The organism is Methylocaldum sp. GT1BB, assembly GCF_051027545.1.
In the GTDB taxonomy this organism is placed as follows: Bacteria; Pseudomonadota; Gammaproteobacteria; order Methylococcales; family Methylococcaceae; genus Methylocaldum.
Map to the genome: position 1 here is coordinate 1,961,194 of NZ_CP194902.1, position 21,114 is coordinate 1,982,307.

The 21,114-nt window shown below is 60.1% G+C and carries 19 protein-coding genes; 13 read left to right on the plus strand and 6 right to left on the minus strand.

The window, feature by feature from the left end:
* Positions 1 to 115: 115 nt before the first annotated feature.
* The 4 genes from ACR2TX_RS10065 to ACR2TX_RS10080 all read left to right on the plus strand — a co-directional run bounded on the left by ACR2TX_RS10065 (position 116) and on the right by ACR2TX_RS10080 (position 8,924).
* Entirely contained in the window at positions 116 to 5,416 is a 5,301-nt protein-coding gene (locus ACR2TX_RS10065) for a DEAD/DEAH box helicase (RefSeq protein ID WP_434132036.1), read from the plus strand.
* Positions 5,413 to 8,199, plus strand: a complete 2,787-nt coding sequence (locus ACR2TX_RS10070; protein ID WP_434132038.1) for a helicase-related protein — start codon at positions 5,413 to 5,415, stop codon at positions 8,197 to 8,199. Before ACR2TX_RS10065 ends, ACR2TX_RS10070 begins: the two co-directional genes overlap by 4 nt.
* Before the next feature lie 63 nt (positions 8,200 to 8,262).
* On the plus strand, positions 8,263 to 8,511 hold the full coding sequence (locus ACR2TX_RS10075; RefSeq protein WP_077732396.1) for a type II toxin-antitoxin system Phd/YefM family antitoxin: 249 nt from the start codon (positions 8,263 to 8,265) through the stop codon (positions 8,509 to 8,511).
* Complete coding sequence (locus tag ACR2TX_RS10080) at positions 8,508 to 8,924, plus strand: type II toxin-antitoxin system VapC family toxin (protein WP_077732397.1); 417 nt, start codon at positions 8,508 to 8,510, stop codon at positions 8,922 to 8,924. The genes ACR2TX_RS10075 and ACR2TX_RS10080 overlap by 4 nt, the downstream gene beginning before the upstream one ends.
* On the opposite strand, the gene ACR2TX_RS10085 is transcribed toward ACR2TX_RS10080, so the two are convergent.
* From ACR2TX_RS10085 to ACR2TX_RS10100, 4 genes are all read right to left on the minus strand, one after another.
* Positions 8,902 to 9,426 (minus strand): hypothetical protein, encoded by a 525-nt coding sequence (locus ACR2TX_RS10085; protein ID WP_168175532.1) that lies wholly within the window; start codon positions 9,424 to 9,426, stop codon positions 8,902 to 8,904. The two genes, ACR2TX_RS10080 and ACR2TX_RS10085, sit on opposite strands and share 23 nt — an antisense overlap.
* A 57-nt stretch (positions 9,427 to 9,483) precedes the next feature.
* A complete protein-coding gene (locus tag ACR2TX_RS10090) occupies positions 9,484 to 9,762 on the minus strand; it encodes a hypothetical protein (RefSeq protein WP_434132041.1) in 279 nt (92 codons plus the stop codon).
* Positions 9,763 to 9,939: 177 nt separating this feature from the next.
* A complete protein-coding gene (locus ACR2TX_RS10095) occupies positions 9,940 to 10,200 on the minus strand; it encodes a hypothetical protein (RefSeq protein ID WP_434132043.1) in 261 nt (86 codons plus the stop codon).
* 66 nt (positions 10,201 to 10,266) lie between these two features.
* Positions 10,267 to 10,569, minus strand: a complete 303-nt coding sequence (locus tag ACR2TX_RS10100) for a hypothetical protein (protein WP_434132045.1) — start codon at positions 10,567 to 10,569, stop codon at positions 10,267 to 10,269.
* Positions 10,570 to 10,774: 205 nt separating this feature from the next.
* On the opposite strand from ACR2TX_RS10100, the gene ACR2TX_RS10105 reads away from it, so the two are divergent.
* From ACR2TX_RS10105 to mobH, 7 genes are all read left to right on the plus strand, one after another.
* Positions 10,775 to 11,155: a four helix bundle protein gene (locus tag ACR2TX_RS10105; protein ID WP_077732442.1), complete on the plus strand. Its 381-nt coding sequence runs from the start codon at positions 10,775 to 10,777 to the stop codon at positions 11,153 to 11,155.
* A 116-nt stretch (positions 11,156 to 11,271) separates the two neighbouring features.
* The gene (locus tag ACR2TX_RS10110; RefSeq protein ID WP_434132048.1) at positions 11,272 to 13,779 is read left to right on the plus strand and encodes an Eco57I restriction-modification methylase domain-containing protein; all 2,508 of its coding nucleotides are present in this window, start codon (positions 11,272 to 11,274) and stop codon (positions 13,777 to 13,779) included.
* Positions 13,780 to 13,806: 27 nt separating this feature from the next.
* Positions 13,807 to 14,271: a hypothetical protein gene (locus tag ACR2TX_RS10115; RefSeq protein ID WP_434132050.1), complete on the plus strand. Its 465-nt coding sequence runs from the start codon at positions 13,807 to 13,809 to the stop codon at positions 14,269 to 14,271.
* 5 nt (positions 14,272 to 14,276) lie between these two features.
* Entirely contained in the window at positions 14,277 to 14,849 is a 573-nt protein-coding gene (locus tag ACR2TX_RS10120) for a type II toxin-antitoxin system MqsA family antitoxin (protein ID WP_077732399.1), read from the plus strand.
* Entirely contained in the window at positions 14,846 to 15,328 is a 483-nt protein-coding gene (locus ACR2TX_RS10125) for a preprotein translocase subunit SecB (protein WP_434132052.1), read from the plus strand. The genes ACR2TX_RS10120 and ACR2TX_RS10125 overlap by 4 nt, the downstream gene beginning before the upstream one ends.
* A gap of 20 nt (positions 15,329 to 15,348) precedes the next feature.
* Positions 15,349 to 16,158 (plus strand): HNH endonuclease, encoded by an 810-nt coding sequence (locus tag ACR2TX_RS10130; RefSeq protein WP_434132054.1) that lies wholly within the window; start codon positions 15,349 to 15,351, stop codon positions 16,156 to 16,158.
* Positions 16,159 to 16,430: 272 nt separating this feature from the next.
* Entirely contained in the window at positions 16,431 to 18,176 is a 1,746-nt protein-coding gene (gene mobH, locus ACR2TX_RS10135; RefSeq protein WP_168175533.1) for a MobH family relaxase, read from the plus strand.
* 95 nt (positions 18,177 to 18,271) lie between these two features.
* Here the strand turns inward: mobH and ACR2TX_RS10140 are convergent, their stop codons facing one another.
* On the minus strand, positions 18,272 to 18,439 hold the full coding sequence (locus ACR2TX_RS10140) for a hypothetical protein (RefSeq protein WP_168175534.1): 168 nt from the start codon (positions 18,437 to 18,439) through the stop codon (positions 18,272 to 18,274).
* Between the two features lie 184 nt (positions 18,440 to 18,623).
* Between ACR2TX_RS10140 and ACR2TX_RS10145 the strand changes: the two genes are divergently transcribed.
* Positions 18,624 to 19,136 (plus strand): transporter substrate-binding domain-containing protein, encoded by a 513-nt coding sequence (locus ACR2TX_RS10145; RefSeq protein ID WP_077732402.1) that lies wholly within the window; start codon positions 18,624 to 18,626, stop codon positions 19,134 to 19,136.
* Positions 19,133 to 20,083: a cation transporter gene (locus tag ACR2TX_RS10150; RefSeq protein WP_077732403.1), complete on the plus strand. Its 951-nt coding sequence runs from the start codon at positions 19,133 to 19,135 to the stop codon at positions 20,081 to 20,083. The genes ACR2TX_RS10145 and ACR2TX_RS10150 overlap by 4 nt, the downstream gene beginning before the upstream one ends.
* Before the next feature lie 393 nt (positions 20,084 to 20,476).
* Here ACR2TX_RS10150 and ACR2TX_RS10155 read toward each other — a convergent pair whose 3' ends face one another.
* Positions 20,477 to 21,100: a response regulator gene (locus ACR2TX_RS10155; RefSeq protein WP_077732404.1), complete on the minus strand. Its 624-nt coding sequence runs from the start codon at positions 21,098 to 21,100 to the stop codon at positions 20,477 to 20,479.
* Between the last annotated feature and the right edge of the window lie 14 nt (positions 21,101 to 21,114).

The following is a 21,114-nucleotide window of genomic DNA, read 5'->3' on the forward strand; positions in this document are numbered from 1 at the left end:
TGAAATGGACAACGGTGGATGCCACCCCAACAGAAGTGTTCGGTGCATTAGGTCGAACGCAGAAACCAGCGGTGAGGACACCCGGACAACGTCTCCAGTGTGATGAAAAATCAGAATGTTAAACGTATTTAACTTTCGCGATACCTTGATCGAAGGGTATCGCACCTTCTCTCGCAGTTTTGTTCGAATCGAAGTCACCGATATCCGCGATGAAGTCGAGCGGCAATATGCAGAAGGCCGTTATTGGCCGGAGCCACTCATCCAGATCAACCCGAACTATCAGCGCAAAGGGACTGTCCAGCAACTCGCTGCAGAAGGACTTCTCCATAAGGTCTGTGCAGAGATATTTCAAATCGGGAAGACTGAAGGACAAGTCCTGCCGTTACAGCTTTACGCCCACCAGATGCAAGCAATTGCCAAGGGCCAAAATCGGCAAAGCTATGTCGTCACAACCGGCACCGGTTCGGGCAAGTCGCTTTCGTTTTTCATCCCGGTGATTGATCGGATACTTAAGGCTAAGGAGCAGGACAAGACACCGCGCACCCGTGCCATCGTCATCTATCCGATGAACGCGCTGGCAAATAGTCAGCTCGAAGAACTCGATAAGTTTTTGCATGATTACCCGGATGGACAGCGGCCGTTCTCGGTAGCCCGTTACACTGGACAGGAGACACAGACCGAACGCACCGCCATTGCCGATAACCCGCCGGACATTCTTCTGACCAATTTCATGATGCTGGAGCTCATCCTGACGCGTTTCGACGAGGATGACCGACGCGTGGTCGAACATTGTCATGGCCTGGAGTTCCTGATCCTCGATGAGTTGCATACATACCGCGGTCGGCAGGGGGCGGATGTCGCATTGTTGGTTCGTCGCCTGCGAGAGCGTTTGCAAGCCGATGCCTTGGTCTGTATCGGCACCTCGGCAACCATGTCGAACGCAGGTAGTCACGCCGACCGCAACAAAACCGTAGCAGAGGTGGCCAGCAAGCTCTTCGGTGTCAGCATTACCGAGCAGGATATCATCGGAGAGACATTAGAGCGGGTAACGGACCCTCTCAAGGACGTGTCTTCCATACAGGCGCAACTCTATTCGGCAGTGACTCGGCAGGTTTTTGAGTGGGGTGATTTTGACGCGTTTCGATCCGATCCCCTGGCAATTTGGGTAGAACTCAATCTGGGCATTGAACTCCCGGACGATGAGCCACCGCGCCGCGCCAAGCCCATGACGCTGCAAGCAGCCAGCCAGAAACTGGCCCAGGACTGCGGAAGCACCGTTGAAGAAGCGCGTAATGGTTTACAGCGTTTTCTGATTGCCGCACACGAGGTCCAGACCCCGCAAGGCCGGCCACCTTTTGCCTTCAAGCTCCATCAGTTCATCAGCGGCCCCGGTAAAGTGCTCGCCACGCTCGAAGCGCAAGGCAAGCGCCACATTACGCTGGATGCCCAACGCTTTGCGCCGGGCCGCCAAGACGAAGGCGTTCAGCTGTACCCTGTGCATTTCTGCCGTGACTGCGGTCAGGAATACCACCCTGTCTGGAGGTCAAGGCAAGACCCTGCCCGCTATCGGCCGCGAGAGATCGACGACATCGCCTCGGAGGACCGGGACGACATGGCGTATGGATTCCTATGTCCCGTTCGGGCAAGCCAACAGTACCGGGGGCAATTGGAGGACTTGCCGGAAACCTGGCTGGATCTCAGTCGAGCCGAACCCAAAGTCAAACAGAATTACAAGAAAGCCGTGCCATATCGGGTAACGGTCGATACGCAAGGCAGCGAAGGCGGCGGCGAACAGTACTGGTACATCCCCGGCAAATTCCGCTTCTGCCTGAGCTGCGGTCAAGTTCACGAAGCCCACGGCAAAGACATCAACCGCCTATCCAGCCTCTCGGGTGAAGGCCGCTCGTCTGCAACCACCATCCTCACACTCAGCGCACTACGTCAGCTCTTTACCGAGACCGAGTCCGCACTCCCGGGACAACCCGATCCACGCAAGTTGCTCGGCTTTACCGACAACCGCCAGGATGCTGCCCTGCAAGCCGGGCACTTCAATGACTTCGTTTTCCTGCTGACTTTGCGCTCCGGACTGATCGGCGCTTTACAGGTCAGCAACGGCGAGTTGAATGAGGAGCAACTGGCGGATGCGGTCTTCAAGGCGCTGGGCTTTGACCAACTCGATGAAGCGACCCTCGTCGAGTACCTGCGCACGCCAAAGCTCATGGGTCTAGCGCGGCAGGAAGCACAACGGACGCTGCGCTTCATCATCGGCTATCGGCTGCTGCGCGATCTCCGCCGCGGTTGGCGATTCAACAACCCGAATCTCGATCAACTCGGCCTGCTCGCCATTCGCTACCGTAGCCTGGACGAGTTTTGCGCCGACGATTCGGCATTCACCAAGAGCGCCACGCTCGCCAAGCTGAGTGCTGGCCATCGTGCGGCTTTGTGTCAACTCATCTTCGATGCCATGCGCGGCAGTCTCTGTCTGGAAAGCCGCTATCTGGATGCCGTCGAGCAGGATAAGGCCCGCACCAGCGCCTATTCCTACCTGAACGACCGTTGGGCTTTTGCGCCGGACGAACAACTGGAAACCGCGAAGTATCTGATTCTCGGTAAACGCCCGGAGTACAGGGGTAAGCCACGGACCGACCTCGTTACCGGAGGGCCACGCTCGCGCCTGTTGCGCCGAATAAAATCGGCCGGCTTTTGGAAACAAACCGCCTTCGCCGGCCAGATTCCGCTATGGAAAGATCCGGAGTGGACTGAACTGGTTGAAGCCTTGCTTCAGGCTGCCAACCTATATGGCTATGTGCAAAAACACCCGATCGAGCAACAATTGGTCGGTTGGCGTCTGAATGCGGCGGCGCTGGACTGGCGCCTGACCGCCGATGAGATGCCGGTCGAAGACAGCCGCGTCAATTTATTCTTTCGCGAACTCTACCTGAATGTCGCTGATTTGCTGCGCCGGCCCGGCCACCCTCTGTTTGATTTCGAAGCGCAGGAGCACACCGCGCAGGTCGATGCGTCCCGCCGCCAATGGCTGGAGCAGCGTTTCCGCTACACCGAAAAGGATCGCCAGGACTGGGCCAGTAATCCGGCGCACGAAGCCCCGCTGGAACGGCTTCCCGTCATGTTCTGCTCGCCCACCATGGAACTGGGCGTCGACATTTCCGCGCTCAACACGGTCTATCTTCGCAATGTGCCGCCCACACCGGCCAATTATGCACAACGCAGCGGCCGGGCCGGGCGTTCCGGCCAGCAAGCCCTGGTCATTACCTACTGTGCCTCGTTGAGTCCGCACGATCAATGGTTCTTCCACCATGCCGACGAGATGGTGCATGGTGTAGTACGGGCGCCTACACTGGATTTGGTCAACCGCGATCTGGTTGAAAGTCATCTTCACGCGGTCTGGCTGGCATGCGCGCAAGTCGAACTGGATTCCAGCATCGCGCCCATGCTCGACCTCGATCAGCCGGACAAGCCGCTGATCAAGCATTACTACGACTGCCTCAATGACCCAGCGGTGCAGGAGCGGGCGCAAGAAGCTGCGGCCCGCGTTATCGATCAGCTTCGAAATGAACTCGATGGCAGCGACTGGTTCTCGCCGGCCTATGTTCGGCAGGTGATCGAACAAGCACCGCAACGTTTCTCCAAAGCCCTGGAACGTTGGCGTGTGTTATTCGATGCCACCCGCACGCAAATGAGCATGGCCGATCAGATCGTCAAGAGTCACACGGCTTCTCACAGCGAGAGGCAAAACGCCCAACGTCGTTATAGTGACGCAGCACGTCAATACGCCGTGTTGCTCAAGAGCGGTAATACCCAGAATTCTGATTTTTACACCTATCGCTACCTGGCCAGCCAAGGATTCCTGCCTGGGTACAATTTCCCCCGCCTGCCGCTGATGGCCTGGATTCCCGCCACTGGCAGCAAGGGTGGTACGGGCCAGGATGACGAAGGCAGCATGGTCAGTCGCCCGCGTTTTTTGGCGCTTTCCGAGTTTGGCCCGCGCAGCCTCATCTACCACCAGGGTCGGACGTACCGCGTGGTACGAGCCAAGCTCAACGTGGGGTCGGCCGACCACATCTCCGGCAACAGCCAGTTGGCCACCATCTCATCATTGATTTGCAGCCAATGTGGCTACGGCCATCTGGGCGAACCTGGCGGCGCTCACCCCGTGGTCAACACCTGTGAAAACTGTGATGCTCTGCTGACCGAGCACGACTGGGTACGCGAGCTTTACCGCATCGAGACCGTCGAAACCGTGCCCGTCGAACGTATTTCCATCAACGACGAAGAGCGGCAGCGCCAAGGCTTCGAGCTCCAGACCACCTATCGTTTCCTACCGGGGCCGGATGGGGTCGTCCAAAAGCGCAAGGCAATCGTCACAAGCGGTGACGAGATATTAGCCGAGCTGACTTATGCGCCGGCTGCACGCCTGTGGCGGATCAATCGCGGCTGGCGCCGCCGCAAGGACAAGGAACAACTCGGTTTTTACATCAATCCGATCACCGGCACTTGGAGCAAGCAGGATGCTCCCGACGACAGTGACGAGGGCGGTAACGATGAAGCCCTGCTCGACAAAGTGCCTAATCAGCGCATCGTTCCATTCGTCGAGGATCACCGTAACCTGCTGATCCTGGCGCCGCTGCATCCATTACCAATTGAGACCATGGCCACCTTGCAGGCGGCGCTCAAGCGCGGCATCGAGATGACGTTTCAGATCGAGGAATCAGAACTGGTGGCGGAACCGTTGCCCAAGGCCGACCAGCGTCAGGCACTTTTGTTCTATGAAGCGGCGGAGGGTGGCGCAGGTGTTCTCACCCGGCTGGCCAGCGAGCCCGCCAGCCTGGCGCAAGTCGCTAGCAATGCCTTGCAGCTCATGCACCACAGAGCGCCGCAAGGGCTGTGGCAGCTGGACGAGTTATCGAGCTTGGAGCAGACCGACACCCTGGGCAACCGCATCTGCGAGGCCGGGTGCTATCAGTGTCTGCTCTCTTATTTCAACCAGCCGGACCACGAGCACATCAACCGCCGCGATACCGATGCGCTCAAGCTGTTGGTGGCGCTTGCCAATGCCGAGGTGCAACCGCCCAAGCCGGCGCAAAGCGCCGAACCGGCCGTCACGGCCCGAATTGGAGACAATGGCCGACTCGACCAGTGGCTGCAGGCACTTGCGGATGGCGGCTTGAACCCGCCGGACGCGACCCAGGTTACCGTCAATCAGGGCGCCGCCACTGCCGCCGGCCAGTACAAAGCTACCCGAGCACTGGTTTTTCTTGAACCAATATCGCCCGAGCTACAGAGCCTGCTGACCGATAAAGGCTGGCAAGTGCTCGACTTTTCCGATCCGGGCCAATGGCCCGCTCAATTTTCCACCCATGCCGACGTGTTCGGCCCGCACGAAAAACAACAATGACCACTCTCGAACACGACTTCATGCCCGGTAATCTCGTTCGCGCCCGGGGCCGCGAATGGGTGGTGCAAAGCGAATCGCGTCGCGACTGGCTGCGCCTGCGTCCCTTGGGCGGTGCCGACGACGACATCGTTGCCCTGATTCCCGAACTGGAATTGCAACCGGTCGAGCCCGCCACATTTCCCTGGCCGGAGCCCGATCAAGCCGGCAATCACGCCGCCGCCTTGCTGCTCCGCGATGCCCTGCGCCTCAAACTGCGCGCCGGCGGCGGGCCGTTCCGCTCATTCGGCAATATCGCCGTCGAGCCGCGCGGCTACCAATTGGTGCCGTTGTTGATGGCCTTGCGCCTGACAACTGTGCGTCTGTTGATTGCCGACGACGTGGGCATCGGCAAAACCATAGAAGCCGGCCTGATCGCCCGCGAATTGATCGATCGTGGCGAAATCGCCCGTCTGGCCGTGCTCTGCCCGCCGCATCTGGTCGAGCAATGGCAAAGCGAGCTGGAAACCCGCTTCAATCTGCATGCGGTAGCGTTGACGGCCAGTTCGGCTTCGCGCATCGAGCGCAACCTGCCTCATGGCATCAGCCTCTTCGATCATTACCCCGTGGTAGTGGTCAGTCTGGACTACATCAAGAGCGAGCGTCACCGGGAACATTTCCTCGCCATTGCGCCGGAATGCATCATCGTCGACGAGGCCCACACCTGCGCCGCCAGTGGGCAGGGCAAACAATTGCGGTTTGAATTACTGCAACGGCTGGCGCAAGATCCGCACCGCCACCTGCTGCTACTGACGGCCACCCCGCACTCCGGCGACGAAAGCGCGTTCTACAACCTGTTATCGCTGCTCGATGCGCGCTTTGCCGCGCTGCAAGGCCGCCTATCCTCCGGCGATCCACTGCGCCAGGAACTGGCCCGTCATTTCGTGCAGCGTCGCCGCAAGGACATCGCCGAATGGCAAGCGGAAACCGGCGACGGCCGAGGCTTCCCACGCCGCATGAAAACCGAGGTCACCTACCCGCTCAGCGGTGACTGGGGGGCATTCTTCGATAATGTACAGAGCTACTGCCGCGAGCTGGCCGAAAGCATCGAGCAGTCCGGCGGCGGCAGCGCCCGCCTGATCTGGTATGCCACGCTCGCCCTGTTGCGCTGTGTCGCTTCCTCGCCGGCGGCTGCGGTCAAAGCCCTGACCACCCGCCTGGAAGGCGGTGTGGAAACCGACGAACTGCTCACCGATGAGCGCCTGCACGATGGCCAAGCGGACGATCTCGGTAGCAGCGACCTCGAACCCCCGGCCCAATTGCAGGACGCCAGCCGCCTGCAAGCCCTGATTGCCGAGGCGCAGCGCCTCTCCGGCAAAGCGGGCGATCCCAAGCTCGCCGCGCTGATCCGGCATCTCGAAGCCCTGCTGGAAGACGGCTACCAGCCGGTGGTGTTCTGCCGCTACGTCGCTACCGCCCACTATGTGGCCGAGCACTTGCGCAAAGCCTTCCCGAAAACCGGCGTGGAAGCCGTGACCGGCGAATATACCCCGGAGGAACGCCGCGAGCGGGTCGAGGCGATGGAGGAAAACGAATCGCGCATCCTGGTCGCCACCGACTGCCTCTCCGAAGGGATCAATCTCCAACACCTGTTCACCGCCGTCATCCATTACGATCTCGCCTGGAATCCCACCCGCCATGAACAACGCGAAGGCCGTGTCGACCGTTTCGGCCAGCGCGCCGGCGAAGTACGCTGCACGCTGTTCTGGGGCCAGGACAATCCGGTGGATGGCTTCGTGCTCAACGTGATTCTGCGCAAGGGCGAGGCTATCCAGCGAGAGCTTGGCGTGTTGGTGCCGCTGCCCGAAGACGAAGTGCGCATCAACCAGGCCTTAGTCAAGGCCGCGCTGATGAAACGTAGTGAAACTCAACGCCAGGGGCCGCAGCAGATGAGTTTCGACTTCGGCGAGCCCGAGCGGATCCTCGCGCCGCTGGAAGCCCAGTGGAAGGACGCGCTGGAAAAAGCCAAGGCCAATCGCACGGTGTTTGCCCAGCGCCGCATTCGCCCTGACGAAGTGTTGCCGGAATGGCAAAAGCAACAAGAAGCCCTCGGCACCCAAGCGGATGTTCGGCGCTTTGTGCAGAGCGCCTGCGCCCGCTTGAATGCCCCGCTGGAGCCGGCGCCCAGGCAGCAATTCCGGCTATTGCCCCAGCATCTGCCTGAAGCGCTGAAGCAGCGCCTGGCCGACGAAGGCATTACCAAGCCGCTGCTCATCGATTTTCACGAACTGCACCGCAGCCATCTGCTGGTCTCAATACTGGCCGAACATTTGCTGGAAGACAGCCTGACCGGCGAACGCCCGGTCGCCGCCCGCTGTGCCGCCACCCTGACCGAGGCCGTGGACGTGGTCACCACGGTGTACCTGCTGCGCCTGCGCCACCAACTCGGCTACGTGCGCCGCCGCGAACCCTTCCAGATGATGGCCGAGGAAACCGTGGCGCTGGCCGTGCGAGGCCGTAGCCAGCCGCAATGGCTCAGCGACGACAGCGTGGCCCGGCTGCTCGAATGCACCCCCAGCGGCAACCTGCCGGCGGAAACCCTGCGGCGCGAAATCCGTACCGCGCTGGATTTTCTCGCCGGCCACCCGCGGCAACTCCAAGCGCTGGCCGAGCAGCGCGCCAAGGCCCTGCTGGAAGATCACCAGCGCGTGCGCGAAGCCGCCCGCGATATCGGCCAATACAGCGTCCAGTCCTGCCTGCCGGTGGATGTGATGGGCGTTTATGTATTGTTACCGGACGCGCTGTGAATGGCGAGTGGTGGTCGAATGCGCTATAAATGTGACCATTCTAGTCATGCACGGGAGGCTATCATGCATACCTGGCCGCTCAATGAAGCCAAAGCCAAAATGTCGGCGCTGCTCCGGGAAGCCCAGCACAGCCCGCAGGAAATCACCTCGCACGGCAAATCCGTTGCTGTCGTGCTCTCGCGCGAGCAATTCGACCAACTGGCCCAACGACAAAAATCCCTCGTCGAGTTCATGCGTCAATCCCCCCTTTGGGGCGATGAAGATCTTGCTCTGGAGCGGGACCGCAGTCTCACGCGAGAGGTCTCGTTTTGAGCTATTTGATCGATACCAATGTGCTCTCCGAACTGCGGCGCAAGAATCCCAACCCGCGACTGGTCGACTGGCTGGCCGCCAAACCCGCCAGCCAGTTATACCTCAGCGTGTTGACACTGGGCGAAATACGCAAGGGCATCGAGGCATGTCCCGATGCCTTCCGTCGTCAAATTCTGCTCGACTGGCTGGAAACCGAGCTTCCTGCATTTTTCTTCGGCCGCGTTTTACCCATCGACGCGGCGATTGCCGATCGCTGGGGGCGCGTGCTCGCCCGGGCAGGCCGGCCCTTGCCGGCCATCGACAGCCTGATCGCCGCGACGGCCCTTGAACATGACCTGACGCTGGTCACACGTAACATCCGCGATTTTGAACAGATCCCCGTCGAACTGTTCAATCCCTGGGATAGTCCCTGATCTTTACCCACCGCCCTCCAACATGAAGCGCACCCGCAAGACCGCCGGCGCCCTCAGCCTGCCGACGCTCACCCTCGAAGGCGGCCTGTTCCTCCCCGACCAGTTGGAAAAAGCCGCGCTCGGCGTCGCCCAGCACCAGACCGAGGCCGATTACGCCATCCCGAAAGGGCTCAAGCTCAAGGATGAATACGGCCGCGCCTTTCAGATCGCCTGTGCCGAGTGGAAGCACTTCGCCGTCCAGATGGAGCGAGCCGATCTGGACACGGCCGCTATCACCCAGAACTTTGTGCGCGAACTGCTGCGCGATGCCTTCGGCTACACCCAAATCCAGCCTGTATCCGATATCGCCGTGGCAGATCGCCGCTACCCGGTGTCGCTGCTCGCGGGCCAGGTGCCCATCGTCGTCGCCCCGCACCCGTTGGGGCTGGATGAGGCCGACCCGCGCTTCGCCGTGATGGCGAATGGTGAATGGCGAGTAGCGAATGGTAAGAAGGAAGACCATTCGCCACTCGCCATTCGCCACTCGCCGACTTCCCATTCGCCACTCGCTACTCGCCATTCACCGAGAAAGAAATCCGCCTTCCAGGCCCTGCAGGAGTTGCTCAACGCCAGCGCCGAACACTGCTGGGGCATGGTCTGCAACGGCAAGCAACTGCGCCTGTTGCGCGACGCCGCCACGCTCACCCGCCCCAGCTTTCTGGAAGTGGACCTGCAAGACCTGCTCGGCGGCCAGCGCTTCGCCGAATTCGCCAACGTCTGGCGTCTGCTGCATGTCAGCCGGGCACCCCAAGCGGCGAATAGCGAATGGCGAGTGGTAAATGGTAAGAAGGAGGATCATTCGCCACTCGCCACTCGCCACTCGCCGACTTCCCATTCGCCACTCGCTACTCGCCATTTACCGCTCTCCTGCATCTGGGAACAATGGCGTGTCGCCGGCCAGGAAGAAGGCGCCCGTGTCCGCTCCGGTCTGCGCCTGGGCGTCACCCAGGCTTTGCTCGCCTTGGGCGAAGGCTTTTTACAGCACCCCGGCAATGAGGCGCTGCGCGCCGCTCTCCACACCGGCGAACTCAGCAAGGACGCCTATTTCCAGCAACTCTTGCGTCTCGTCTATCGGCTGATCTTTTTGTTCAGCGTGGAAGAACGGGGCCTGCTGCATGGCAACGACGACAGCCAGGAGGCGCTTGCCGCCCGCCGCGCCTATGCCGAAGGCTATGCGCTGGCCCGGTTGCGCGATCTCTGCCTCAAGCGACGCGCCCGCAATCGCTTCGACGACCACTGGCAGGCCGTACGCATCGTCTTTCGCGGCCTGGCGGATGGCGAACGGCGCTTAGCGCTGCCGGCCCTAGGCGGGCTGTTCGCCGTGAGCCAATGTCCCCATCTCGACGCCGCGAGCCTCGATAACGCCCACCTGCTGGCTGCCGTGCAACACCTGCGCTGGGCGAATCACAACGGCGCGCTGGCGCCGGTGGACTACCGCAACATGGGGCCGGAGGAACTGGGCAGCGTCTACGAAAGCCTGCTGGAATTGGTCCCGGACATCGATCTGCCGGCCCGAACCTTCGGGTTCGTCGGGGTGGCGAATAGCGAGTGGCGAGGAGTGGCGAATAGCGAATGGCGAGTGGTAAATGGTAAGGAGGAAGACCATTCGCCACTCGCCACTCGCCATTCAGCCACGAAGGGCAACGCCCGCAAACTAACCGGCAGCTACTACACCCCCGACAGCCTGGTGCAAGAGCTGATCCAATCCGCGCTTGATCCCGTGATCGAACAGCGCCTCAGTGAGGCGGGGCGAATGGCGAACAGCGAATGGTCAATGGTTTCTCCCCAATACCGTGAGGTGTTTATCCACTATGCAAATCCAAAGTTACCGGAATCTGGAGGTTTGGCAGCGCGCGCGCAAACTGGTCACGGAAATTTATCGGTTGACCGAAGCCTTCCCGACGAGCGAGCGGTTTGGGCTGATCGCCCAGATGAGGCGGGCGGCGGTGTCGATTCCGAGCAACATTGCGGAAGGATGGGGGCGGCATTATCCGGCGGAGTTCACTCAGTTCCTCAGAACCGCCAACGGGAGCAGGGTCGAATTGGAGACACAACTGATTTTATCGACCGATCTGGGGTTCAGCACGGAGACCGACCTAACGCCGCTGTTGGAACAAACCACGATTCTCGGCAAACAGCTACTGTCACTGGAACGCCGCTTGAAGGGGCGAATGGAGAATGGCGAACGGTAAATGGAGAGAACAGTGACCATTCGCCACTCACCACTCGCTATTCGCGATTATGGGAAGAAACGCCTTCCTCCATTCGCCATTCGCTATTCGCCACTCACGCACTACTGAGTCTCCGCGTGATCGACCCTGCCTGCGGCAGCGGTCACTTTTTGCTCGCCGCCGCCCGCCGCTTGGCGGAAAAGCTTGCCCAGTTACAAAGCCCGGAGGGTGCAGTTACACCTCAGGACTACCGTCATGCCTTGCGCGAAGTCGTGGCACGCTGCATCTTCGGGGTGGACCGCAACCCGATGGCGCTGGAACTGGCCCGCACCGCCCTGTGGCTGGAAGGCTACGAGGAAGGCCGGCCGCTGTCCTTCCTCGACCACCATTTGCAATGCGGCGATGCGCTGCTGGGCCTGACCGATCTGAAGGCGCTGGAACAGGGCATCGCCAAGGACGCCTACAAGCCGCTTTCGGGCGATGACAAGGACGTGTGCAAGCGGCTGGCCAAGGCCAACGCCGTCGGCCTCAAGCAACTGGAACGCGACCTCAAAGGCAAGCAAACCCGGCTGCGCTTCGACGACGCGGATAGCCTGGCCGCCTTGCAAATCCTCGAAGCCCTGCCGGAGAACAGCACGCAGGACATCGCCGCCAAGGAAACTGCCTACCGCGATTTCTTGCAGCAGGCGAAGGAGAGCCGTCTCGCCCACGCCGCCGACCTCCTGCTGGGCGCCTACCTGCTGCCGAAAACGGCGAATGGCGAAGATGAGGCGAACAGTGAGTGGCGAATGGCGAATGGTGGGGAAGAAGCGAATGGCATTCACCACTCGCCATTCACCATTCACCACTCGCCCGTCCCTACCAGCGCCACGCTGTATCTGGCCCTGTTGACCGATACCCTCGACGCCGGCCACCGGCGGCAATTGGCCGCGGCGCAGGCCGTTTGCCGCGAAGCCCGCGTGCTGCACTGGCCGCTGGCCTTTCCGCAGGTGTTCGCGACGGGGGGCTTTGACTGTGTGTTGGGCAATCCGCCCTGGGAACGGATCAAGCTGCAAGAGGAGGAATTCTTCGCCACCCGCCACCGCCACGTGGCCGAGGCGAAAAACAAGGCCGAGCGCGCCCAGCGCATCCAATGGCTCTCGGAGGGCATGCTGGCCCGCCATCTCTATCCGCAAATGGATCATCCGCCCCACGAGTGCGAGGCGGAACAGCGCCTGTACGCCGAATTCATTGGCGCCCGCCGCACCGCCGAAGCCGCCAGCCTGTTCGCCCATGTGAAGGGGGAAGACGGTGGTCGCTATCCGTTGACCGGAGTGGGGGATGTGAACACCTATGCCTTGTTTGCCGAAACCATCAATCAGATAACGGCGCCTCGGGGCCGTGCAGGTTTTATCGTGCCAACAGGCATCGCCACAGACGACAGCACCAAAGCTTATTTTGCCAATATCACCCAAGCTGGACGCTTGGTGAGCCTGTACGACATTGAAAATCGTGAAGCAGTGTTCGAAGACGTGCATCGCAGTTACAAATTTTGCCTCCTTACGCTAGGGGCTGCCGAGCAGGCGGAGTTCGTCTGCTTTGCCACGCAAGTCGATCAGTTGAAGGATTCTCGCCGCCGCTTCCGTCTCACTCCGGACGAATTCCGCCTCATCAACCCCAATACGCTCACCTGCCCGGTGTTCCGCAGCGAACGCGATGCCGAACTCACCAAGAAGCTCTACCGCGCCACACCGGTGCTGATCGAGGAGGGCAAGCCGAATGGCAATCCGTGGGGTATTTCCTTCATGGCGATGATGCACATGTCCAACGACAGCCACCTGTTTGCCGATGCCCCCAGCCCCGGCCTGCTGCCGCTGTACGAGGCCAAGATGATCCACCAGTTCGACCACCGCTGGGCGAGCTACGGTTCCGACGGAAACAGCGGCGATGTCACGCTCGACGACAAAAATGATCCGAGTTTCACCGTCACCCCGCGTTACTGGGTCAGCGAGGCGGAAGTCGAACAACGTCTGAGCGATAAGAACTGGTCACGCGGCTGGCTGATGGGCTGGCGGGATATTTGCCGGGCGACGGACGAACGCACGGTGATTGCGTCGGTGGTGCCGAGGGTAGCCACAGGGGATACGCTCCTGCTTATGTTTCCCGACCCGAAATTCGGCCCGAAGGTCGCGTGCTTGCTGGCCGATCAATGCTCGCTGGTTCACGATTACGTTGCGCGCCAAAAGGTTGGAGGCACACACTTGAAATATCACGTAAAAAAACAACTGCCCAATCTGTCCCCCGACCGCTACACCGAAACCGACCTCGCCTTCATCGTCCCTCGTGTCCTCGAACTGACCTACACCGCCCACGATCTCCAAGCCTGGGCGGCCGATCTCGGTTACGACGGCGAGCCGTTCCCCTTCGACCCCGAACGCCGCGCTCACCTCCGCGCCGAACTGGACGCCTGGTACGCCCGCCTCTACGGCCTGACCCGCGACGAACTGCGCTACATCCTCGACCCCGCCGACGTGATGGGCGAGGATTACCCCTCCGAAACCTTCCGCGTGCTCAAGAACAACGAGATGCGCCAATTCGGCGAATACCGCACCCGGCGCCTGGTGCTGGCGGCGTGGGATCGATTGGAGAAGGGCGAATTGTCATGAAGGCTTTGTCACCTCCTTCGGATAGCCGTGGCGAAACCTATAGACATACTTACCATCATGGTAAATACTAGGAAAAACCTGAGCGCTTATGCCGGTACGCCGCCGTCGGACGATCAGGCCGACCGCCGCATCCCCGACGGCCCGCTGTACACAGGGGAGGAAGTGCTGGCCATACTGGCTACAGGCGAGGCGGCAATTAAGCTTTGGACGCAAAAGTGCATGCGTGATGTCCAAAAATACGATATGGAGCCCGCCGATGTCGTCGATCTGGTGAAAATCGCTTTGAATGGTGGAAAGTTCAAAGGGAGCCAGTGGTGTACCAATAAACCGGGCGGCGCCTGGGCGGCTTGCGACAGTTACCAACTGTTCTTTCGGCAATGGATAGAAACCGCCAACAAGCACATGGATGTTGAATATTATGTGAAATTTGCGATTGGGCGCTCCGGCAACATGATGTTGATCATCTCTTGCCACCCGCCCGAGGAGAGGTAGCCAGTATGAACCCTCAAACCCAACTTTGCCCGCTATGCGAAGAAGGACAACTGCATGAGCGCATGGACTTCAGCGAGGTTGAATACAAAGGACAACACGCATCGTTGCCTCTGTACTTTGCCGAGTGTGATGCTTGCGGATCGGAGCAGGGTAGCGCCGAGCACATCCGCCGTAACAAACGCGCCATGATTGCCTTCAAAAAGCAGGTGGACGGTCTGCTGCCTGGTGCAGAGGTGCGTGCGATCCGGGAGCGCTTGGGTATTACCCAGGCGCAGGCCTCGCAGATTTTCGGCGGCGGGCCGGTGGCGTTTTCCAAATACGAAGGCGACGATGTGATGCAATCCGAAGCCATGGACAAGTTGCTGCGGCTGGCGTCTGAGGTGCCCGAGGCATTCGCCAAGCTGGCGCGTGATGCGGGCGTGGAGATACCTGCGGTCGCCGCGCGTTCGGCCGACTGGCAAGCCGTGGATTGGCAGCCGGATCAGTCCAGCCTGGCGACGCCGCGAAAAACGCCCCGCCTGCGCGTGGTTCACAGCTCGAAACCCGAACCCGCCGCACACTACGAAAACGCCGCATGATCAGCGCCGACCTGCAAAAAGCTATCGATGGCCTGAAGATTGAGGACGTCTATCTGCGCGGTGCTTTTGCCCATTGCAGCGACGATTTCGACCCGAAATACGCTCCCGACCTTGCGGCATTGACGGTACAGCAGATGCATGCGGTCAAGCAGTCCACCCTCGTCGAGGTGGAGGGAGAAGGGCGGTTGCTGCGCGTGTTTATGGTGCTAGGCACGCGTTGGGTCGAGCCATTACGAGAGGCCGAGGACCCCAAGGTTCTCGCGGTCATCGAAGCCGAGTTCGTAGCCGAGTATCGCCTGCAAACCGAACTCGCCCAGAACTGCATCGATGAGTTTGCGCTGAAAAATGCCAGCTATCATGTCTGGCCCTATTGGCGCGAATACCTCGCCTCGCAATGCGAGCGCATGCGCCTGCCAAGATTGATTATGCCCGCGGTTCAACTGCCCCATCACCGCCATGATGATCCCGCGGCAGAGTAAGCCGCCTTGATGTATTGGCCGTGAATCCGCTGCAACGCGCCCTAATCGAAAAAGTCGGCGTTGACAACGGCTTCGAACACACCCAGGTAGCCGACGAGCATGACGTCACACTTGCATCAGCGCGGCATCCCACCCGTTCCACCATCTCTGTGCTGGACGCCGGCTTCGGAGTCCGTTTCACGTCCGGTGCCGCCGCGTTGTTACCGGAGTTATCGCGTGGCTTCCCCCAAGCTGTCCGGGATCGGGGCGACTTCGTAGTGGGCAATGAGGCTGCGCTCGCCGCGCTGTTGCGCCGAGCGGCAAGTTTGTCACGCGCATTGCCCACTCAGGCCGCAACCAGCTATCAGAAGGCGCTGGATGAGGAGTTGTCGGCTTTGCCCCCGGGATTGGCCGGGACGGAAATCGAACGCATGGTTCGCCAGCGTGTGGGGCAACAGAAGTTCCGCGAAGCAATGCTGGAATATTGGGGAGGGGCCTGCGCGGTAACAGGAGTGGCTGTCCCTGAAGTTCTGCGCGCCAGCCACGCCAAACCTTGGGCGGAATGCGAGTCCGATGCCGAGCGTCTGGATGTGTTCAACGGCTTTCTGCTGACCGCCAACCTCGATGCCTTGTTTGACCGATTCCTGATCAGTTTCGATGAAGGAGGTCGGTTAGTGCCATCGCCTTCTCTTGCGGAGACCGATTTAAAGCGACTCGGAATCGTGCCGGGCTTGGAACTGCGCTGGGTGGCTCCCGAGCATCAAAGCTATCTAAGCTTTCACCGCGCCCGATTCTTGCTTTCTGTCAACCAAACAGCTGATTGCCAAGCGCTCGCTTCTGCGACGCAATAATGCAGGGCGGGGTTGAGGTGAGTTATGCTCGAAAGTTGACGGGGCGGCAAAAAGTCCTTGGCCACCGCTCCGAGCAACGTGGTCAAGATCATGTTTCCGGGCTTGTTCGGAGAAATTTGAGGGTTCGAAGAATTCAGAAGCGTTGAATTCATGAGTCACGGATAGAGATCGGATAGTTAAATGGTTTTAGGTCGCACAAATCTGATCTGAAGAGTATTTTTGCGAGAGGCTCTATGCCTGCTAACGGCATGGTAGCCCTTGGAGTTTTCACCATGAAGCTTCCGATCTTTGGATGGTTCATGCACCGGTCGCCAGCAGCCCCGGCTGCGCTGTCGCCTGAACCAACTGATTGCCGGCCAGCCGGCGCTTTGCCGGTTTTGTCTCCCCAGGAACTGCTGCTCAGTCGCCGACAGCATGTCAACCTTATCGAGGAGTTGGCGGGAGCAACTCGGCATCATTTTCAAGTCTATTACGTCGCGGCCATCAACCGATTTGCCGAATTCGTGCAGCAGCTCCCCGCCTCGGAAGCTCACCATCATGCCTATGCCGGCGGCCTGCTCGATCATGGATTGGAGGTCGCTACGATCGCGCTGAAACTGCGACACGCCTACCTGTTGCCGCCCGGCGCTGTGCCGGAGGACATAAACCATAAGCGCGATCTTTGGACCTATGCCGTTTTTACGGCGGCCTTGCTGCACGACCTGGCGAAACCGGCCGTCGACCAGGTTGTTACAGTGTTCGACGAACGCGGCAAAGACTCCGGGCAGTGGGACCCCTGGATAGGCAGTCTGACGGACGATCCCCATGCTCGGTGGTATCGCACGGCATTCGTGCCGAAGCGGCAGTATCGATTGCATGAAAAAGCTTCGCTGCTATTGGTGAATCGAATCATCCCCGCCGAAGGCTTGACTTGGCTCGCCGGCGACCGCGAGGCGTTTTCGGCCTGGCTTTCCTGCCTTGGTGGAGATACGGCGGAGGCCGGAGTAATGGGCGAGATCGTCAATAAGGCCGATTCCGAATCGGTGGCGCGGAATCTGGGAGCGGAGCCGGGGCAGCGCGCAGCATCCAGCGCCGTCGTTCCGTTGCATGAAAAGCTGATCGCCGCCTTGCGGTTTCTGATCGACGAAAAGGAACTGCCGCTCAACCGAAACGGCGCAGCCGGATGGCGAGTCGGTGACGATCTCTGGATGGTCAGCAAGCGCACCGTCGATGCCATACGTTTGCATCTCGTGCAATCAGGACACACCGGCATTCCGACCCAGAACGACCGCATCTTCGATGTCTTGCAGGAACACGGCGTTCTGGTGGCCTGCAACGATCGCGCGATCTGGCGTGCGATGGTCAATGGCGAAGGTTGGGGGCATGAGTTGACGCTGATTCGAATTCCGGTCCCCCGGCTTTGGCCGAATCGGGATCGCTGGCCCGACGAATTCCAGGGTACCGTCACGCCGGATTCCCCGCCTCAATGCCAGCCGCCGGTGCAGGTGGATAAAACTCCGGAAGGCACGGTTTCCGGCGAGCCTCGACCCACTCCAATCCCAGAGATCCCGGAATCCGTGACTGCCCCGGTGAATGCCAGCCCCAACCCACCCGGCCATTCAGCCGAGCATCAGCACTACGAGCTAAAGTCGCCTCTGTCTTTCGCTTCTCCCGATGATCTCGGTGAAGCCTTCCTAGCCTGGCTGGTTGCGGGAATTGCCAGCAAAAAACTGGATTACAACAATCCGGGCACCCGGATTCATGTCATACCGGAAGGCGTGTTACTGGTCAGCCCGGGTTTATTTCAGGATTTCGCCAAAGAGCCCGATGCATCCGATGGCTCCTGGGACAAAGTGCAGAAGCGTTTCCTGAAGCTGGGCTTGCACGAACGGACCGCGAACGGCATGAACGTCCACCGCTATATCGTGACCGGACAGAACCGTTCGACGGCGATCAACGGGATTCTGGTGAGGGACGTGGGACGAATCTTCAGGACCACCAATCCCCAGCCGAACCCGCATTTACGGCGAGCGTCTTAATGAAGGTCTGATTAAGTCCTTCGACAGGCCTGTCCTGAGCCCTTCGACTGGGCTCAGGACAGGCCTGTCGAAGGGCATGAGCGGAATCCACTTATTCAGAGCTTCCTTAACGAATCTACTGTTTGGATTGAATGTTGTGCGGTCGATTTGCGCTGATCAGTTCGCCGGACATCCTCGCCGAGTTTTTCCGCCTGGAGGAACGTCATATCACCGATCTTCTCCGGCTCTTCCTCCTGCACGCGGGGGCGGAGCAGGAAGTACACGTTGCCCTCGTCGAGTACGGTCGACTTGCACCCCTGTCATAAGCCCCTCCGGAATTTGATATATCGCAACTCATTGGGCCGGATGATAGGGCCGGTGTTGCTAGTAGGTCCGCAAACGAAATCGTACCGCTTCAAGCCGGTCTAATATTGTACCGACCGAATTCGGCCTATCTCGAACGCAACGATGATGCCTACTCTGGTTCTGGTGGCGCTCACCGTGTTCTTCTTGGCCGGCTGCGATTCCCTTCCGCGCGACAGTGCCGGGGCGCTAAACCGCGTGCGCGGTGGCGAATTGCGTGTCGGCGTGGCGGACAACCCACCCTGGGTACGCTTCGAGGGCGGCCGCGTCACGGGACTCGAACCCGAGCTGATCGAGGCTTGGGCGAAAGGCCTCGGTGCCCCCGTGACCTGGCGGAGCGGCGCAGAAGCGGAACTCATTGAAGCGCTGCATCGCCGAGAGATCGATGTACTGGCGGCGGGGCTCGACAGCGAGACGCCTTACAAATCCAAGCTCGGTCTTACGCAGCCTTACATTGAGATCGAGGATCGATACGGAACCGAGAAGAAACACGTGCTCGCCGTGACGCCGGGCGAGAGCGCGCTGCTTTTTTCGCTGGACCGATTCCTTGCCGCCCAGGACAAAGCCATGTTGCGACGCCGTGCTCAGCAGGCGCAGCAGGAGAACGCGCAGCCATGAGGCCCCTCGATGCTTTTGACCTGCCGCCCGAAAAGGAACGCGACCTAAAAAAGGCGCGGCGGTTGGAAACGTGGACATTGATCTATATCGCCTCGTCCACGACCTTTCTCGGTCTCACCATGGGCACCTCGCAAGCCATGCGGACGAGCTTCTTTGAAGACGCGTTTTCATCGGTGCCGGCGATCGCCTTTCTCGTCTGCACGCGCATCGCGCGCCGCAGAGCGAACGAGGATTTCCCTTACGGTTACCATGGCGTCGTCTCGATCGGCTATCTCACCGCCTCGCTCTCGCTCGTCGGTCTGGGCGGGTTTTTGCTGGTTGAAGCCGTGACCAAGCTGATAGCTGTCGAACGCACGACGATCGGCGGGATGACGCTTTTCGGCCATACGCTCTGGGCCGGCTGGCCTATGCTCGCGGCAATCGCTTACACGGCGATACCGAGCGTCTTTTTCGGTCGCGCGAAACTCAAGCTCGCACCCCAAATCCATGACAAAATCCTTTACGCCGACGCGAAGATGATGAAGGCCGACTGGATGGCGGAGACGGCGACGGCCGTCGGCGTGCTCGGTGTCGGCCTCGGTCTGTGGTGGCTCGATCCGGTGGCAGCCGCGCTGGTTTCCGCCGATATTCTCAAGGACGGCGTGGTCAACGTGTACGTGGCCGTACACGACCTCATGGAGCGCCGCCCGATGAAAACCGATCGCTCGGGTCCCGAACCGCTCCCCGATGAGTTGCGCGCATGCATCGAAAGGCTCGACTGGGTCGCCGGCGCCACGGTCAGGCTGCGCGAAGTCGGGCACGTATTCTTCGGCGAAGTGTTCGTGACGCCGCGCGGTTCGCCCGAGGACTTGCCCGCGAAGATTCGTCACGCTGTGGCGGATGCGAAGTCGATCAACTGGCGGCTCCACGACGTGACAATCACGGTGCTGGACCGGCCGCCTGAGTGAGCCTGACGCTTGCCGGAGGAGGAGATTGCATGTCGAGGGCAGCGCCACTTTCGGAATTTCGGCGCCCTCGCGCAATTTTCGCCCATCCTAGAAATCTAGGATGCGGCCAGCCAGATACGTAGGTCGGCAATCCCTTGCCGACAAAGCCCTTCGCCGAGCCGATACGTCGGCAAGGGATTGCCGACCTACGTTCTCCCCTCCTGGCACGAATCCGTACACCGGGATGGAAAACGCTCTAAGTACATTCAGGGAAGTCTTGCGGCATAGGCAACCTGCAGGACAACCCCGCCAATCAAGCCAAACAGTCGAGATTCCGCAAGTATTTGCGGAATGTACTTAGGTGCGGCCAGCCAGCTTTTGTCTGTCTGCTGTTGTTTTTCCGAGATGATCAGATCAAATCAAGTCATGCTCGACGGCATACCGGATCAGGTCGGCGTTATTTTTGACGCTGAGTTTCCGCATCAGGCGCGTTTTGTGGGTGCTGACGGTTTTTTCGCTGAGGGATAACGCGTCGGCGATGTCCTGAACTCGCTTGCCCGAAGCGAAAAGACGGAGAATCTGCCGCTCTCGCTGCGAAAGTGCCGCGTGAGGAAATTGGTCCGGCACCATAGTGAAAACGATTTTTTCCGCCAGCGAAGACTCTATGAAGCGTTGACCGCTCGCTACTCTTCTTATGCCGGCAACCAAGATGCCCGGTTCGCAGTCCTTGGTGATGTAACCCGCGGCGCCGGCTTTGATCGCTTCTGCGGCGATCTGTTCCGAGGTATGCATGGTCAGGATCAGTATGGGAAGCGATGGTCTGATCTGCTGGACGCGTCTAATCAAGTCGACGCCTTGAGTGCCCGGCATGGACAAGTCCAAAACCAGAACGTCGATATCGGTACAGCGGCACTTGTCCAAGACTTCGGACGCATCCGCGGCTTCATCCACGACCGAGAAATTGACGGTTGAAGACAAAATATGAGTTATTCCATGGCGAATGATAGGGTGGTCGTCGGCTACCAGGATCTTGATCATCAATCATTCCGATT

Excerpts from the sequence above, each read along its gene's own strand:
- ACR2TX_RS10065 (WP_434132036.1), top strand. The coding sequence starts at position 116 with ATGTTAAACGTATTTAACTTTCGCGATACCTTGATCGAAGGGTATCGC.
- ACR2TX_RS10070 (WP_434132038.1), top strand. The coding sequence starts at position 5,413 with ATGACCACTCTCGAACACGACTTCATGCCCGGTAATCTCGTTCGCGCC.
- ACR2TX_RS10075 (WP_077732396.1), top strand. The coding sequence starts at position 8,263 with ATGCATACCTGGCCGCTCAATGAAGCCAAAGCCAAAATGTCGGCGCTG.
- ACR2TX_RS10085 (WP_168175532.1), bottom strand. The coding sequence starts at position 9,426 with ATGGTCTTCCTTCTTACCATTCGCTACTCGCCATTCACCATTCGCCAT.
- ACR2TX_RS10090 (WP_434132041.1), bottom strand. The coding sequence starts at position 9,762 with ATGATCCTCCTTCTTACCATTTACCACTCGCCATTCGCTATTCGCCGC.
- ACR2TX_RS10100 (WP_434132045.1), bottom strand. The coding sequence starts at position 10,569 with ATGGTCTTCCTCCTTACCATTTACCACTCGCCATTCGCTATTCGCCAC.
- ACR2TX_RS10105 (WP_077732442.1), top strand. The coding sequence starts at position 10,775 with ATGCAAATCCAAAGTTACCGGAATCTGGAGGTTTGGCAGCGCGCGCGC.
- ACR2TX_RS10120 (WP_077732399.1), top strand. The coding sequence starts at position 14,277 with ATGAACCCTCAAACCCAACTTTGCCCGCTATGCGAAGAAGGACAACTG.
- ACR2TX_RS10125 (WP_434132052.1), top strand. The coding sequence starts at position 14,846 with ATGATCAGCGCCGACCTGCAAAAAGCTATCGATGGCCTGAAGATTGAG.
- mobH (WP_168175533.1), top strand. The coding sequence starts at position 16,431 with ATGAAGCTTCCGATCTTTGGATGGTTCATGCACCGGTCGCCAGCAGCC.
- ACR2TX_RS10145 (WP_077732402.1), top strand. The coding sequence starts at position 18,624 with ATGATGCCTACTCTGGTTCTGGTGGCGCTCACCGTGTTCTTCTTGGCC.
- ACR2TX_RS10150 (WP_077732403.1), top strand. The coding sequence starts at position 19,133 with ATGAGGCCCCTCGATGCTTTTGACCTGCCGCCCGAAAAGGAACGCGAC.
- ACR2TX_RS10155 (WP_077732404.1), bottom strand. The coding sequence starts at position 21,100 with ATGATCAAGATCCTGGTAGCCGACGACCACCCTATCATTCGCCATGGA.